The sequence below is a fragment of the Aliikangiella marina genome (genome assembly GCF_007004765.1).
GTDB lineage: Bacteria > Pseudomonadota > Gammaproteobacteria > Enterobacterales > Kangiellaceae > Aliikangiella > Aliikangiella marina.
Genome location: NZ_VIKR01000007.1, coordinates 172,753 through 187,753 on the forward strand (window position 1 = coordinate 172,753; position 15,001 = coordinate 187,753).

Below are 15,001 nucleotides of genomic sequence, written 5' to 3' on the forward strand. Positions count from 1 at the left end.
AAGTCGACCGTTATAAACATTCTGAGGAAAAATCTAGGCTAATTTTTCAAAAAACACCTGACGTCTTGCTGACTTTTACTTATCTTATATCTGAAAGATAATTTAAACCATAATTTTATTGAGTCAATCGAATTAACCGGTCGACAAAGACGATTAATAATTTTATTCTAAGAAAAAACTAAGGTATTTTTGTGATAGAGACAATCAAGCAATTGATTAAAATAGCCACAGAATATCGATAAATAGAACATCAATAAACAGAATATCAATAACAAATTCAAAGGATCATGATGAAACATATTTGGGTAGTCGTACTAATAACGTTGACTAGCGCTCTCAATGCTGGAGAGCTAACTAGAGAAGCAGTCAAAGGTAGCTATTTCTTGGGTACTCCAGAGCGGGGCAAAACTAAGGTAGAAATGGACTTTGGCAACCTGGGAAACAAAGTTGTACTCGCAGTCGGCTGTAAAGGCTGTCCAACGGCAACTTATTCTTTTCTCAAAGAAGAGAGCTCAACCCTTGGCGTCGCTACTTTTTTTAACACCATAGGCCTTTATGTTTTCCAGTATGACGAAAATAGTTGGGTTGTCGTTCAACCTGATGGTCAACTCGGTCGTAAAGTATGGAACAAGATTGGTCATGCGAATATCTATTCTAAAGATGCCAATAAAGCGAAATCCGTTGCGCGCGCCGATATTGAAAAATTCGCGATTGGATTATCAAGCAAGATCATGAATCAAGAAGTCGGCGAAATGAGCCATTCAGGTGGCACTTATCATCTGGCTGTACCAGTAAATCATATGGGTCGTGCGCAGTCATCCTACCAAGTTGAGTTCAACCGAGATGCCAAAAAAGCTATCAATATCAAACCATGTGATAAGTGCTCCGTTGATCAATACCAGCACCTTCCTCAAGAGAGCGATATCGCGGGAGTTGATATTTATCGTCATGCGACCAGTTACTATATCTTTGATTTACAAGATGGTGTTTTGATTACAACTTTTGCGAATGCCTCAGGCCTCGGTAAAACATTATGGGGTAAGGGCAATAACTACAATGTTTTGTCAAACAATAAGGCCTACATTCGACAAATTCTTGCAAGCAAGGAAAAGCAAGATACGATCGATAAGATGATGGCTGAATACTTTGCCATGATTAAAACCGAATTTGAAAAAAGAGCCGAGGAAGAACGGTTAGCAAAAGTTGCTACTCGAGACTTACCGGCTCAAGGAATACAGGACAGCGGACAACAAAAACAGGCGTTAGAAGCGTCAATTCGTTGGGCTAAAGCTTGGAATTGGAAAGAAACTATCAATGCGGCCTACTTTACCAGTAACGATTGGGCAATTACTCGAAATCGACTCACCGGTGTAATCACTGGTAAGGTCGCTAGAGGCTATATCACAATGAAACACCCTGATGGCCGGTGTCGCTTTCAATATGTCAGTTACCGACAGGACTACGACGGAAGTAACTATATGAATTTTCATATGACAGGCGTTGGTCCGATTTATGATTTGAAGTGCGATAAGATTTAACTAAAAAAGTTGTCAGGAATATCGTCTCTCCAGGTGAAAAAAGTTGTTCGGCTTGGAGAGACTTTGGTTCAGTTGACTTAGTTTTTGCTTTATCTGAACAGTGAAAAATCAAAGTTAAATATTGTCCTACAAAACACATATCAATAGGTTGAAATCCCACCTTCACTATTTGTCGTAAGTTATCACGAAGCTGGCATTGTGATTTTCGAAGTATCGGGAAATAAAACTTTGTTAAAGCAGCTTTAAACACCAACTTGATAAGCGATTCATCCTTCGGATACTGCAGGTTGCAGTAAGCTGTTCTTTTGCTTTAAGACTAATTGATTCAGCCAGAAGGAACATAAAGCACCGACTACAATTCCTATACCAATCATAGTAAACCCAAAGCCTAAAAGAGTCGTACCACTTAATCCACCAAGTAGAACTCCAAACCCCAACCAATATTGGTTGAGTTTGGTCTGTTTAAACACTAAACACTCCATAATAATGGTCGAAATGATAGATTGCACTCCTACAAAAATATACGCAAAACCGATTAATTCAATTAAAGCTCTAAAAGGTAAAAGCTGATCCGGCATCGGTGCATTAGGATTAGAAGCGACGACACTCGGGTCAGAATTTAACTCCAACAGCATAAAGTATATCAATGCTCCTACAATTGGAGGGAAGTTTAACCCTACGATGAAACGGTAAACACTATACTTTTTATTTTCCACAACATTCACTTTAATATAAATGGCTTCTATGATTAGCTAACTAGTTTTTTCACTGGGCTTATCAATAAACTTTTTGGATGGTTTATTTACAAATACTAAAACGATTGTATTAATATTAAAATTCAGCGCCTTTGTCTAAAACTTTGAGGTTCTGGTTATGCGTTCAATATCTAAATTGAGTAAGCTTTCTATCCGAAAGACTATCTATTCCGCCTTTTTCAAATGTTAAGGACCATATTCCAGTTTTAATTGACTTCTCAAGGACGCCGACTAATTCAACACCATCCGTCTCGACAGTTACGTTAGCGTTAATGCAAATCCAGTTCGCTATGGAATCGATAACAATTGGATCTTCTTGATCACCTTTTATAAAGTGAATCGATAACGTGTTATCTGGATAGAATTCCAACTCCACAATACCGCGCGATCCTTGTGCAGACCATCCGCCATTTTCAGTTAAGACTTTACATTGAGAAAAAGTATCAAAGCTAAAAACTAAAAGAGTGATCATCAACAGGTTAATTGGCGTATTTCGCCTTATGCGCACAAGCTTAGAGCCTAATATAACTTTAGAAAACCGCATAGTTTTAGTTAATTATTGATCATTCGTTTTTTTTATAATAATTCGATAGTGTGTACTGTCAACCAAAAGATCTGTAATTACGATTTTCACTTTAACTTCTCTCCCTCTCGCTCCACTAGGAATTTGGTACGAACTCAGCTTAACTCCTGTGACAGTTCCACCTTTACCATCATAATGTGAACTATAGTTTGAAACGCCACTTATAAAATTTTCCTTTAAGACTACATCAGCATTTTTATAAATACGATATTCTCCCTCGATAGGAATTTTTATATTTTGTAAAGCCAGCATGTCATCCGCATTCAATTTCGGCTCAGGCAGTACAAGCATTACCAAATACCTTCCTGGATATTTGTGAGTGAACGAGCACAACCCCTCCGATTCAGCAGTAAATTCGATATCGCATAATATTTCCGAGAAGTCACTTGGCGGAAACGCCATATTGTAGAACACACTATGTTGGTTTAAGACCGAGCAACCAGTCATAAAAATAGAAAATGTTAGAAAAGTGATGATTCGAAATTTAATAACTTTAGACTTTCGCAACATACCGCTGATAAAAATGTTTTGTCTCGGTTTTTTTAAATACTCTAGCATGACACTGAAAACTTCAAAGACCGATTTACTATGTCAGCACCCTCGCTAAAAGTCTTTAATCGATTACAAACGTCCACTCTGACAGCGCTCAATTAACGCAAATAGCGATTTATCGTTAGGACTTTTTTCAATTTGGCGGCGGTAAAGTGCAACGGCTGTTGCTATATCGCCTTCTCGATATTTTTTCCAAGCACGAATCATCGTTGGTTGGTTGGCTGCTTTTTCTTCTTGTATACTGACCGTATCATTGTCGAATACTTCATAAAGAGTGACAGGTTTAGACTTGCCGCGAATTTGGCAGGCTGCGATATAACGTAATCGATATTGTGTCAGGTCGCTCAAGTGTCGTTTAGTCTCTTCCGTAATAAGAATTTTAGTTGCAAATGCCTTGGTTAATGCTTCAACTCTTGCCGCAGCATTTACAGTATCAGATACTACGGTGGCATCCATTCTCTGTGTGGTCCCAACAGTGCCCAGCATCATTTTTCCATAATGAATACCCATACCAATTTCAACAATAGGTAGTTTTTTCTGGCGAAGTTTTTCATTGTATTTATCTAACGAAGCAAGCATTTCAATCGCAGCTTTAACGGCATCGTCTGCGCGATTTGGAAACAACGCCATAATTCCGTCACCCATGTACTTATCAATTATTCCACCATGCTTATTAATTACGGGTGCGATCTGTGATAAATATCGATTAATAAAATTAAAATTCGCTTGCGGTGTCATCGATTCTGATAAAGTGGTAAAGCCACGAATATCACAGAATAGAACCGTCATTTCTCGCTCACAACAATCGCCCAAAGAAATTTCATCAACACTTGCAACACCTAATTGCTTGAGCAATCCATGAGGGACAAAACGATGATAGGATTTATTAAGTTGAATAAGCTCTCCACGGCTCTTTTGAATATGTGCGAGCATTTGATTAAACTGTTCTGCTAGAAACTTAAAACTACCAAAACCTTTTGGTGGTAACTTAAAGTTAAAATCATTTTTAATCAGTCGAGTTATTGCTAAATTAAGCTGCTCGAGCGGACTGGTAATTTTTCTCGCAAAAAACATAGCAGCTAATAAAATCGCTGCAGACATTAAACTAAAAATCAACCAAACAGATTGCAGAAGTTCGCGGCTTATACCATGGTAGGTTTCTTGAAAAACATGCATTACCACTGCGCCAAGCGGTTTATCCTCGCTAAATAATGGAGAAACTAAATAACGATCGGCTTTCAAATTTTGACTATCTAATGAAATTTGTGCCGTTTCTCCCACAACGATGCGTTTGAGAATCTCTCGCTTTAAGCCTTTCTCGGCATAAAACAAAGAACCCGGTGGTTGCAATAATCCATCCTTAGGAACAAACCGATAAGTCACTTCTTCAGCAGAGGGTAGATTGATGGTCGCAACCTGTGCTTTTTTGCTCCAACGGTTGAGTTTAATCTCTTTGTAAGTCGCCGTCAGATTCTTGATATCCAAAATTCTGAGAATAATTTGCCCGTTTACAACTAGCTCTGGACGATTGCGGAATCGCAATTCAACTTGGGGTGGTCGAGTAATTCGCGGTTGACCGGGCAATCTAAGCTTCACCAGTTCGAGCTTTTCATTTTTAGGGACGATTAAAACTTTAAATAGGTCACTTACAACTAGCAGACCCTCTTGAGGTGATCTTTGATAAGAAGCCCCATAAGTCAGTGTTTCATTGTCTGGGTTTAAGTTTAACGAAAAAGTAATACCTTGGTTTTGCGTGAGAGCCTGAGCTTTGAAACTATTGGTTAATCGCTCAAAAATTGGCAGCTTTGCTTTGCTTACCTGGTCAAGTTGCTGATGTAATCTCGGATCAATGAGTTGAGCAATACTATTTAACTGGGATATTTTATTGTTATTAAAGTTTTCAAAAAGATAAGCTTCTGCACGTTGAAATATATTTGTTGACCCAATGGCGACGATGAGTCCAACGATCATCAAAAACCAGCTGATGATATAACTTCTAAATTGACGTCCAGACTTTATTGACAAGCCGAGTTCCTCTTTAAGTAACAACTATAACTCGAGTCGATTTTAAAATAAGCGTCCAGGCCCCCAAATTAATTTAGTAACTATCCCTAGATATTTATTATTGCTTAGCGGTTAAGCTTTTTTTGAATTATTCCAGTGTTAGTCTTGAATAATATAACGATCGTCGATCGGAATTCAGGAGAACATTACAAACTCCAGCTCTTCAGTTTAGTGTAACTTCGTCAACTACACAATCCTTTATAATCTCGATTCGATCTATTCTCAACATCATTTTGGCACAATAAGCCTAGCCAATTATCTTTATATTCCCATAGCACGACGAATGATTTCGTGTTTAATCGGGGCAGCATTATCGACAAAGTTAAGCGCACTGTTTCTTAACAAAGTCGGCACCATCGCTGTATGGCCAAACAGCCACTTGAAACCCGTCATTGCATTTTGCATCAGCGCATTTTCGGCTTTTCTCTCTCTTTCAAAAGGTCTTAAGTTCGCCATCAAGGTCCAGCTTCTGTTGTTTTCGATTAACGATTGCATCAGCCGACTTAGACACTCCACATCTTGAAACCCCAAGTTGACTCCTTGACCCGCTAATGGGTGAATGGTGTGAGCTGCGTCACCAATCAAAACGCATTGTTGCGTCAAATACCGTTCACTATGGCGCTTAATCAAGGGGAAACTGGCAACCTTAGAAATTGGGCTCAACTTACCAAACCGATTCTCAATGGCATGAGACAAGCGAGACACAAATGCACTTTCTGATAATGGCTTGAGTGCTTCTGCTTGATCGGAGTCGATTGACCAAACAATCGAACACAAGTTAGGGTCCGGCAATGGCAGAAAAGCTACTGGTCCACTTTGGGTAAACCGTTGCCAAGCGGTATCTTGGTGAGCGAACTCAGTCTTCACATTAGCAACAAATGCTGTCTGGTCATAAGATTGTGCTTGACTATTAATGCCTAACTGCTGTCGAACCGCTGACAACGCACCGTCCGCGCCGATCAGCAACTGACAAGCAAGTTGCTCTCCCGAATCAAGATTGATGGTGACTATTTGATTGCTTTCGCTAATTGCCGCAACTTGGCTATTTTCAATGGTCTCGACATTAGTAAAGGCTTGCAAGCTTGCAAGCGCAGCGGCACGAATCACTTGATTTTCAACAATTGTTCCTAAAAAAGGAACTGCTAGATCGGCAGCATCGAATGCGATTTTACCATCGCCATCACCGTCCCATACTTTCATCCGCTGATAATTCGCTTTACGGGACTCTGGAATACTTTGCCAAATTCCAAGCTTGCTCAAATACGCCTGATTGCCAGGGCTAATCGCACTCACTCGATTCTGATAGTCAGATGGCTCACAAGCCTGAATATCCAACCAATTACCCGTCGATAAATGCCGAAAACTGCCAGTTTCCAGCACCGCGATTTGCAGATTAGTCTTGGCTAACGCTGCAGCCATAGTTAGACCAACCATACCGCCACCGACGATAATGACATCATACTGAGTTGCCATTAACTTGCCTCTTTAATCATGGATTTGTTTGAGATCCCGCAAGCTAATCTCGAAGATTTGAGGTTACGTCCCATTGCCGCATCCGCTAACTGACGCTTGGCAAAAGGCAGCAAATTGAGACAGCTCATGGCTTTGTTACGCAGCATCACCAATGGTAGAAAATCGTTACTAAATACGCGCGTCAGTGAATCAGTCGCTAACACGGTCTGCTGCCAATCTTGCTGTCGTGAATCGACATAGCCCGCAAGGGTTGCTTTTGAGCCAATATCTTGATCATTTTCAATCGCCGAAATTAAGCAGTCATTGAGCGCCGCAATATCTCGCAGTCCCAAATTAAAACCTTGTCCAGCGATTGGATGTAACGTGTGAGCGGCATTGCCCATCAATAAAATTCGCTGTTCAAAATGCCTTTCAGCAAGATGCAAACTCAATGGATAATCGCTGCGACGACTGACTTTCTCTATCTTGCCTAAACGATAGCCAAAAGCCTTTTGCAACGCCTGGCAAAACGCTTCATCAGCAAGACCGAGGGTCGTCTCTTTTTCGGCTTCTGATTGACACCATACCAATCCCATTTGATGGCGGGATAGCGGTAATAACGCAATCGGGCCTTGCGCAGTAAACCGCTCATAAGCCCAGTTTTCGTGGTTTTTCTGTGTTTGAATGTTCGCGATAACCGCGTGCTGTTGATAGGAAGTTCTCGCGACTTCAATGTCGCTTGCAGCCGCAAGTTGAGAAAAGGTTCCATCGGCAGCAATCACAAGCCGCGACTGGATAATCGATACCTTATCTTGCTGGCTCAGGGTGAGTTCGCACCAGTCGTTGTAATGGTTTACCGCTTGCACTTTTGCCGGGCAATAAGTCGTGATTGATTTCTGCTTTTTAATGGTTTGCCAGATAACGGGCCCAACTTGCTCCAAGGTAATCACCTGGCCGAGTGCATCAACCGCGTAATCAACTGCGTGAAGTCGCGTAAACCCAGGGTTTCCTCGATCGGAAACATGAATATGGTTGATCGGACACGCCAGCGAGCGTATTAACGGCCAAAGTCCTAATGATTCAAATATTTTTATTGATGATGCGGATAGCGCAACGGCTCGCGAGTCAAAACTCGAGCTATCTTCGCCATTTGGCTCAATCGCTTCGATTAAAGCGACTTTAAGACCCAATTGGCTAAAACAGAATGCTGCTGTCGCACCAACCATGCCGCCGCCAACTATGGTAATGTCAAATTGAGTTTGCGATATTTGCGACTCTGCCAAGTGATTGCTCCTAAAACCAGCCCATTATGCTTCGGCCATTAAGGCCTCGATTGCTTTAGCTTCTTTTGGCACTTTCTTGGTCATAACTTTGTTTCCTTTGGCGGTTATCACCACATCATCCTCAATTCGTATGCCGATTCCCCACCACTTTTTGTCGAGACCTTTGGTTTTAGGCGCAAAATAAAGGCCAGGCTCGACGGTAAGAACCATGCCTTCGGCAAGTAATCGCGGATCTCTGTCTTGTAAGTAGTCGCCTACATCGTGAACATCAAGACCAATCCAGTGACCCGTTTTGTGCATATAGTAGGGCTTATAAGCTTCTTCTTCTACTAAGGTCTTAATATCACCTTCGAGAATCCCCATTGCAACTAAACCCTCGGTCAATATTTTAACTGCTGTATCGTGAGGCGCTGTCCATGGTTTGCCCGGCTTAGCGGCTTTGATGGCTTCAACGTTCGCTTTTAAGACCCAGTTATAAGCCTCTAATTGTTCCTTTGAAAATTTTCCATTAACCGGAAACGTTCGACTGATATCGGCGGCGTAACCATCAAGCTCCGCACCTGCATCAATTAATAACAAGTCGCCATCTTTAAGTTCGCAATTATTTTCCACGTAATGCAATATGCAGGCATTTTCACCACCAGCGACAATTGATGAGTATGCCTCGTGTCGAGCGCCACGATTTGCAAACTGATATTTGAGTTCGGATTCTATGCGTAGTTCATTCATTCCAGGCTGACAGACTTTCATCGCAGCAATGTGTGCATCCGCGCTTATCTCTGCCGCTTTTTGCATCACTTTGAGTTCGCCTTTACTTTTAATTAAGCGCATATCATGCAAAATATGACTCAAATCGATGAGTTCTCCTGGGGGATGTGCACCTTTTTTAACTTGCGCGCGCAAACTATTCACCCATCCCATAATGGCATCATCGAACTCTGCCTGATTGCCAAACTCATAATAAATCCGCTCTCGTCCTTCCATTAAGCCCGGCAAAATGTCATCGATATCATCAATGGGAAAGGCATCGTTGCAGCCATAGTTTTTCTTTGCGCCCGCTTGTCCTTCGCGTCGACCATGCCAAGTTTCCATAACAGGATCGCGCTCGCGGCAAAACATGACATATTCTCCATGTTCTCTACCAGGCAACAGAACCAATACCGCATCAGGCTCCGGAAAACCGGTTAAATAGTGAAAATCACTATCCTGGCGGAATGAAAAATGAGTATCTCGACTGCGCACGATTTCTGAAGCTGAAGGTAAAATTGCGATGGAATTGTTTCCCATCAAGTCCATTAATTCTCGGCGGCGACGCGCAAATTCTTGTCTTGAAATCATCTTTTTAGTTTGGCCCTGAAACTGATCAAAAGGAGTTGCACACTGTATCGAGGGAACATTCTAGAGGAATTCGCCAAGTGAAACTACTTGGCGTATAGCTAAAACTTAATTTTAAATGATATCTGTCAAGGTTAATGAATTGTCGGCTTACCATCATCAGTCGCGATACTTTGGGTAGCAGTCTTGGCGACCATCTCCCAATGAATAATTTGCACCGCCACCTTGATGTGCTCAATCAAGGTCACTAGTGCCTCTTGACTCTCTTCAGACTCGTCAGCCTCATGCTCGAGACGACAGATTTCAGCCAAATCAGCCAGTGCTTCGCTCACTTCTTGGTTATTCACTTTCTGATTATCCGTCTGCAATCCAAAGCCGAGCAAAAAGCCTTGGCTCCATTCAATAATGGCTTCCAGCTGGTCAATCACAGGATAACCATCATCTGGTAACAATACGGGTGCGAGGGTTTCGTGCTGATTAACTTCTTCAGCAGTCCACAAATAGAGTGCAGCAAGTAAATTTGCAATATCATCAGTTATCGGTCGCCCGTCATTAATAATATCGACGAAAAAGTCTTGCCAATTATTCTCTGCTGGCTTGGCTCCCGCGGATATCATGCCACAGAAAAACCCTTGAATTTCAGCGGCACTGGCTTCGCAGTCGGCGTCCGCTAGAATGCTCTCAATTTCTTCGTAATCGAGGGAGACTTCGTCACCAGAATCGTCATGAAAATTCACTGTTTTATCCTCAAAACACTTTAAAATGGCTATTTAATTAACAATTTTACGATTATACCATTGACCGCAAAGGTTCTGCGCTCTATATTGAAATCATTCCAAAAAACAACGATTTGCCATGGATACTTCAAATCTTTCACAACTTGAGAGTAGCGTTTCCAAGTTATTGTCAAAGTTTGAGACTTTACAGAAAGAGAACCGCCAACTTCGCCACGACCGTGACAGTCTGGTTGAAAAAAATAAACTCGCCAGCGAGAAAATAGAAGCCATGATCAGCAAACTCAAGGAAATGGCCTAAGACCATGTCTGAAGTAAAGCCGATTACCGTTCATATTATGGGCAATGAATACCATGTATCCAGCCCCGAAGATCAAACCGAACAGTTAGAAACAGCCGCTCGCGAACTCGATAGGCGCATGAGGGAAATCAAAAGCGGCGGCCGAATTGTCGGTATAGAGCGAATTGCGGTGATGGCAGCACTCAACCTTTCCTACGAATTACTCCAATCGAGTCAAGTTGATTCCGAATCGGCTGAAAAAATTGAGAGTAAGATCAACCAGTTAGTACAAGATATCGATTCTGTACTAGCGTCTGACGCACAATTAGAGTTAACATAACTGCTGGTTCGCACTTTTTACCGGGTATTCAATACCGCCAGGTAATACCTGTGAGCCCGCCATCGCCTGCTTTGTGCGCCAAGCTGTTGTAGTCCTTGAGCCGATAATTTTATCTCTGGGAATTCTTGTTAGTTAATGGTGTGCACGTCCGGCCAAGGTATTTTATCTTGGATATCGGAAAGCCTGATTTAATTACGGAATTCCCCCCTGAACCTCCGGGTTCATGGGCGAGACCAGCAAACGGCAAAGCGGGTGATGACTTTATTTCCCTCCTAATATAAAAACAACTCTACCCATGAATGATTCTGCTCAATCGGTCAAAGCAACAATTAGAAAATCGATCCGCCAAATCAGGCAAACGATCAACCAAACTGAGTCGCTCAACGCGGCTAATCAGATTTGTGAAAATTTACTCAGCATTGAGCACTACACAGCCAGTCGAAACATCGCGAGCTTTTTGTCTTTTGATGGCGAAGTCAGTACGCGAATTATTAATCAACGTTTACTCGACGATAAAAGGATTTTTTATCTGCCTAAGCTAAAGCCTTGGCCGCCCAACAGACTATGGTTTATGCCTTTTTATCCAGACGTAAAAATGACAACAAACCAATTCAACATTCCCGAGGTCGACTTGCCCGTTAGCCAAGCCATTAGACCCTCGCGCCTTGATATATTACTTATGCCACTGGTCGCATTTGACACGAGGGGTAATCGGTTAGGAATGGGAGGCGGATTTTATGACGCGAGTCTGGCCCATTTGAAAGAATCAAATATCAAACCACTGTGTTTGGGACTCGCTTACGAGGTACAAAAAGTTGCCGACCTACCTTCAGAGCCTTGGGATTTTCAACTCGACGGCGTCATAACCGAAAAACAAGTTTATTGGTTTTAGTTCCTTGATTGGATTGAATGGTCAGTAGCATTAAATCGATGCACTTTTCGAAGGAAAAATCTCGATGATAGATATTTAGATTGAGAGAATATAAGGAAGCGACAAGCCTTCATACTGCGAAGGCTGCTGGGTTGCGATCTTAATGTCGCTTGTTACTGCTTTACTGACGATACTTGTATTTCTTCGGGTGTCTCTGCGACACTTACTCCGCTAAAACTCGACAAAATCATGCCGATCCCAAGTAACGCAGCCAGTACAACTAATATATCTGGTTTACGTTTCATGTGGTTCTCCAAATAGCCCCTGAAGGCAATTTTTATTTTTATTAATTGGAGTCCGTGCCAATATTATTTCATTATCCCTTGTCCCTTTTGCCTGAAAACAAAACACCGTTTTCAGAAGGAAAATAAACATACTCTTGTTTTAGACGGTGATCAACCCGGTCTAAGAAAAAAATGGCCAAAATGTGAACAAGTCACAGAATTTTATTTCGCTGTTTCGTTTCTAGGGATATTTAATACGGTTATAATCTCATCACCCACGGTATCAGTGATGGCCAAACCCACTCACATTATCCGACAAATTCTGCATGCCAGAGGACGCAAATGGATCGACAAACAGAACTAAAAATGGAAGCCGCAAAAGCGGCACTCAAGTATATTCAAGACGACGAAATCATTGGGATTGGCACGGGTTCGACGGTTAATTGCTTTATCGAATTGCTCAAAGAACATACCCATAGAATTAAAGCGGCAGTATCCAGTTCCGTAGCGTCAACTGAACGATTAAAAGCGATTGGTATTGAAGTCATTGACCTCAATGATGCCCATGATATTCCGGTCTATGTTGATGGTGCTGATGAATCAAATCACCAACTTCAATTGATCAAAGGAGGAGGGGGTGCATTGAGTCGAGAAAAGATAATTGCTGCGGCCGCACAAAAATTTGTCTGTATTGCTGACGAATCAAAGTACGTTGAGACCCTCGGCGAATTCCCGTTACCGATTGAAGTATTGCCCATGGCTCGGAGTTATGTTGCTCGTCAAATCGTTAAACTGGGTGGCGATCCTTGCTATCGCACTGGTTTTGTTACTGATAACGGTAACGTTATATTGGATGTACATAGTTTGGAAATCACCCAACCGAAAATTCTTGAAGCTGAGATTAATCAGATCACTGGCGTCGTTACCAACGGTTTGTTTGCACAACGCCCAGCCGATCACCTGATTCTTGCGACTGAGAACGGAATAAAAGAATTTTAGCTAGCGCACCAAAATATTAACAAAGCTCAACATTTAGCTGGCTTTTTAGCCAGCTTTCTTTGCAAAGTTCTTCGATGCATACCCAAAGCTCGCGCCGTTGCAGAAACATTTCCCTGATTATCGGTTAATACTTTTTGAATGTGCTCCCACTCGAGACGATCAACCGACATTGGTTTTTCTTCAATCGCCATATCGGGATTTTGAGTCGGCTTATTCAGATGGGTTAATATTTCCCGGGCGGTTATCGGTTTGGCTAAATAATCATCGGCACCTAACTTAATCGCCTCGACCGCTGTCGAGATGCTCGCATAAGCCGTAAGCAAAATAATTGATACTTGCGAGTTAGCCTGTTTAATTGCTTGGATCCAACGTAGCCCCGAATCGTCGTCTAATTTAAGGTCCAATAAAACCACTGGCTTTTTCAATTCACTGATTGTCTGTAGTGCACTCCTCGGATGGTCAAAATCATAAACTTCACACGCGAGTTTAGTGAGGCTTCTAGTCAAAACACTTCTAAAAACCGATTCATCATCAATGACAACAACCGTCAGTCTAGTCATCTAATTTCTCCTCGGTAAAAACTGTAGGGTTGAGCGGTAAACGTATTTGAGTGATGGTCCCCTTGGGCAATGCTTTACTCAGATAAACTTCTCCACCAGCTCTTTGAATACTGGCATTAGATAAGAACAACCCCCAACCTAAACCATCCGATTTGGTTGAATCCACCACTTGGTCTCCAATCGATTTAAGCTGTGACTCAGAGATCCCTGAACCTCGATCGATAATTTTTAGAACTAATGTTGTTGAGTCTTGGTCAACGGATAAATCGAGATGGGGATCATCAGCAGCAATACTCGCATCGGCGGAATTATCCAACAAATTAAGGATGGCTTGGGTCAAGCTCGTGGTCATTGAGTAACAAAGCAGGTCAGACTGATTTAACCACTTAACGTTTAATTGAATTTGCGGCCTAAAGACTAACCATTGATTCAGTTTTTCTTCGAGCTGCACTTTCAACTGACTGGAAGACTCGGTTAATTCTTTTTCCTCACTCGAACGCCTCAATAACTGACTCTTTTCACCGAGTTCTTGAATAATTACCCGGCATTTATCGATTTGTTGCTCAACTAATGAGAGTTCCTTTTGGGTCTCTTGATCGGTCGTTTCATGTTTCAAGTCGTCCACCACTATCGCCATTGTCGACAGGGGGGTTCCGAGTTGATGAGCCGCATTAGCAGACATAATTCCCAAACTGAGTACTTGCTCATCTTTCATTTGCGCAGCATGTAACCGCTGGATTTGTTTCTCTTTTTTTAAAAGCGACTGTCGTGCTAGATATCCGAAAATCACGATTAGCAAAACGGTCAAAGCAAAGTTTACCCACATCCCTAATAAATGCAGATGGAAAGAGGCGAGAGGACTCGATTCTCCCAATTCAAAAGGTCGTTGATAAAGATTCAACAGAGAATAAAGCGCGACTTGCACTAAAGCCAAAATAACCAGTTCTCTAAATCTGAGCATCATGGTTCCCAGCGCAACTGGCAATAATAAGAGGTAAATAAACGGATTATTCGCTCCACCGGTGAAGTAGATGAGTCCGGCCAAGATGAGCGAGTCGAAGAAAATATGAATCATTACCTCTTTTGAAGAGATTTGCTTAGCATTCTTTAGTCGATGCCAACTGAGCAACTGAAAAAGGATCTCAAAGGTTATTAAGATAAAAATACGATGTAAGGGCAGTAGGATTTCCAAGAGTACCGTTGCAATAACCAACAAACTTAACTGGCTGATAATCGCGACAAAGCGGACTCGATTAAGAATCCCAAGGTTTTCTAAATTGGTTGAGATGTTTTTCACAGAACTAACTTGTTTAATGATAACGATTACATTTTAAAGAATCTCACTGAGAAAGCCACTGCGACAATTAGTCG

At 41.8% G+C, this 15,001-nt stretch carries 16 protein-coding genes and 1 other RNA gene; 6 read left to right on the forward strand and 11 right to left on the reverse strand.

Annotation, left to right across the window (positions count from 1 at the left end; translation table 11 throughout):
- The first annotated feature begins 290 nt into the window (after window positions 1-290).
- The gene (locus tag FLL45_RS22015) at window positions 291-1,538 is read left to right on the forward strand and encodes a hypothetical protein (protein ID WP_185964590.1); all 1,248 of its coding nucleotides are present in this window, start codon (window positions 291-293) and stop codon (window positions 1,536-1,538) included.
- Window positions 1,539-1,804: 266 nt separating this feature from the next.
- On the opposite strand, the gene FLL45_RS22020 is transcribed toward FLL45_RS22015, so the two are convergent.
- The 8 genes from FLL45_RS22020 to FLL45_RS22055 form a co-directional block, all read right to left on the reverse strand.
- Window positions 1,805-2,254 carry a hypothetical protein gene (locus FLL45_RS22020; RefSeq protein ID WP_142944224.1) on the reverse strand — a complete coding sequence of 150 codons (450 nt, stop codon included), beginning with the start codon at window positions 2,252-2,254 and terminating at the stop codon, window positions 1,805-1,807.
- Window positions 2,255-2,417: 163 nt separating this feature from the next.
- Window positions 2,418-2,801 carry a hypothetical protein gene (locus tag FLL45_RS22025; protein ID WP_142944225.1) on the reverse strand — a complete coding sequence of 128 codons (384 nt, stop codon included), beginning with the start codon at window positions 2,799-2,801 and terminating at the stop codon, window positions 2,418-2,420.
- A 48-nt stretch (window positions 2,802-2,849) separates the two neighbouring features.
- Window positions 2,850-3,167, reverse strand: coding sequence for a hypothetical protein (locus tag FLL45_RS22030; protein WP_142944226.1), 318 nt, complete (start codon window positions 3,165-3,167; stop codon window positions 2,850-2,852).
- A gap of 330 nt (window positions 3,168-3,497) precedes the next feature.
- Window positions 3,498-5,453 (reverse strand): adenylate/guanylate cyclase domain-containing protein, encoded by a 1,956-nt coding sequence (locus FLL45_RS22035; protein WP_142944227.1) that lies wholly within the window; start codon window positions 5,451-5,453, stop codon window positions 3,498-3,500.
- Between the two features lie 300 nt (window positions 5,454-5,753).
- A complete protein-coding gene (locus FLL45_RS22040; RefSeq protein ID WP_142944228.1) occupies window positions 5,754-6,965 on the reverse strand; it encodes a UbiH/UbiF/VisC/COQ6 family ubiquinone biosynthesis hydroxylase in 1,212 nt (403 codons plus the stop codon).
- Window positions 6,965-8,227, reverse strand: coding sequence for a 2-octaprenyl-6-methoxyphenyl hydroxylase (gene ubiH, locus FLL45_RS22045; RefSeq protein ID WP_142944229.1), 1,263 nt, complete (start codon window positions 8,225-8,227; stop codon window positions 6,965-6,967). Before ubiH ends, FLL45_RS22040 begins: the two co-directional genes overlap by 1 nt.
- 24 nt (window positions 8,228-8,251) lie before the next feature.
- Window positions 8,252-9,565: a Xaa-Pro aminopeptidase gene (pepP, locus tag FLL45_RS22050; protein ID WP_142944230.1), complete on the reverse strand. Its 1,314-nt coding sequence runs from the start codon at window positions 9,563-9,565 to the stop codon at window positions 8,252-8,254.
- Window positions 9,566-9,696: 131 nt separating this feature from the next.
- The gene (locus FLL45_RS22055) at window positions 9,697-10,299 is read right to left on the reverse strand and encodes a UPF0149 family protein (protein WP_185964591.1); all 603 of its coding nucleotides are present in this window, start codon (window positions 10,297-10,299) and stop codon (window positions 9,697-9,699) included.
- Between the two features lie 118 nt (window positions 10,300-10,417).
- On the opposite strand from FLL45_RS22055, the gene FLL45_RS22060 reads away from it, so the two are divergent.
- The 4 genes from FLL45_RS22060 to FLL45_RS22075 all read left to right on the forward strand — a co-directional run bounded on the left by FLL45_RS22060 (window position 10,418) and on the right by FLL45_RS22075 (window position 11,808).
- Complete coding sequence (locus FLL45_RS22060) at window positions 10,418-10,597, forward strand: cell division protein ZapB (RefSeq protein WP_142944232.1); 180 nt, start codon at window positions 10,418-10,420, stop codon at window positions 10,595-10,597.
- Between the two features lie 4 nt (window positions 10,598-10,601).
- Entirely contained in the window at window positions 10,602-10,916 is a 315-nt protein-coding gene (locus FLL45_RS22065) for a cell division protein ZapA (protein ID WP_142944233.1), read from the forward strand.
- 60 nt (window positions 10,917-10,976) lie between these two features.
- A non-coding RNA gene (gene ssrS, locus FLL45_RS22070) (6S RNA) lies at window positions 10,977-11,175 on the forward strand.
- Between the two features lie 36 nt (window positions 11,176-11,211).
- Entirely contained in the window at window positions 11,212-11,808 is a 597-nt protein-coding gene (locus tag FLL45_RS22075; RefSeq protein WP_142944234.1) for a 5-formyltetrahydrofolate cyclo-ligase, read from the forward strand.
- Window positions 11,809-11,960: 152 nt separating this feature from the next.
- Here FLL45_RS22075 and FLL45_RS23155 read toward each other — a convergent pair whose 3' ends face one another.
- Window positions 11,961-12,092 carry a hypothetical protein gene (locus tag FLL45_RS23155; protein WP_281282227.1) on the reverse strand — a complete coding sequence of 44 codons (132 nt, stop codon included), beginning with the start codon at window positions 12,090-12,092 and terminating at the stop codon, window positions 11,961-11,963.
- Between the two features lie 321 nt (window positions 12,093-12,413).
- Between FLL45_RS23155 and rpiA the strand changes: the two genes are divergently transcribed.
- Window positions 12,414-13,070, forward strand: coding sequence for a ribose-5-phosphate isomerase RpiA (rpiA, locus tag FLL45_RS22080; RefSeq protein WP_142944235.1), 657 nt, complete (start codon window positions 12,414-12,416; stop codon window positions 13,068-13,070).
- Between the two features lie 26 nt (window positions 13,071-13,096).
- Here rpiA and FLL45_RS22085 read toward each other — a convergent pair whose 3' ends face one another.
- Both FLL45_RS22085 and FLL45_RS22090 read right to left on the reverse strand, forming a co-directional pair.
- Window positions 13,097-13,630, reverse strand: coding sequence for a response regulator transcription factor (locus tag FLL45_RS22085; protein WP_142944236.1), 534 nt, complete (start codon window positions 13,628-13,630; stop codon window positions 13,097-13,099).
- Window positions 13,623-14,927 carry an ATP-binding protein gene (locus FLL45_RS22090; protein ID WP_142944237.1) on the reverse strand — a complete coding sequence of 435 codons (1,305 nt, stop codon included), beginning with the start codon at window positions 14,925-14,927 and terminating at the stop codon, window positions 13,623-13,625. Before FLL45_RS22090 ends, FLL45_RS22085 begins: the two co-directional genes overlap by 8 nt.
- Window positions 14,928-15,001 lie beyond the last annotated feature (74 nt).

Bases quoted from the DNA above. Each gene is read 5' to 3' on its own strand.
- FLL45_RS22085 (WP_142944236.1), bottom strand. From the start codon at position 13,630: ATGACTAGACTGACGGTTGTTGTCATTGATGATGAATCGGTTTTTAGA.
- FLL45_RS23155 (WP_281282227.1), bottom strand. From the start codon at position 12,092: ATGAAACGTAAACCAGATATATTAGTTGTACTGGCTGCGTTACTTGGG.
- FLL45_RS22075 (WP_142944234.1), top strand. From the start codon at position 11,212: ATGAATGATTCTGCTCAATCGGTCAAAGCAACAATTAGAAAATCGATC.
- FLL45_RS22060 (WP_142944232.1), top strand. From the start codon at position 10,418: ATGGATACTTCAAATCTTTCACAACTTGAGAGTAGCGTTTCCAAGTTA.
- FLL45_RS22065 (WP_142944233.1), top strand. From the start codon at position 10,602: ATGTCTGAAGTAAAGCCGATTACCGTTCATATTATGGGCAATGAATAC.
- FLL45_RS22015 (WP_185964590.1), top strand. From the start codon at position 291: ATGAAACATATTTGGGTAGTCGTACTAATAACGTTGACTAGCGCTCTC.
- FLL45_RS22030 (WP_142944226.1), bottom strand. From the start codon at position 3,167: ATGCTTGTACTGCCTGAGCCGAAATTGAATGCGGATGACATGCTGGCT.
- FLL45_RS22040 (WP_142944228.1), bottom strand. From the start codon at position 6,965: ATGGCAACTCAGTATGATGTCATTATCGTCGGTGGCGGTATGGTTGGT.
- pepP (WP_142944230.1), bottom strand. From the start codon at position 9,565: ATGATTTCAAGACAAGAATTTGCGCGTCGCCGCCGAGAATTAATGGAC.
- rpiA (WP_142944235.1), top strand. From the start codon at position 12,414: ATGGATCGACAAACAGAACTAAAAATGGAAGCCGCAAAAGCGGCACTC.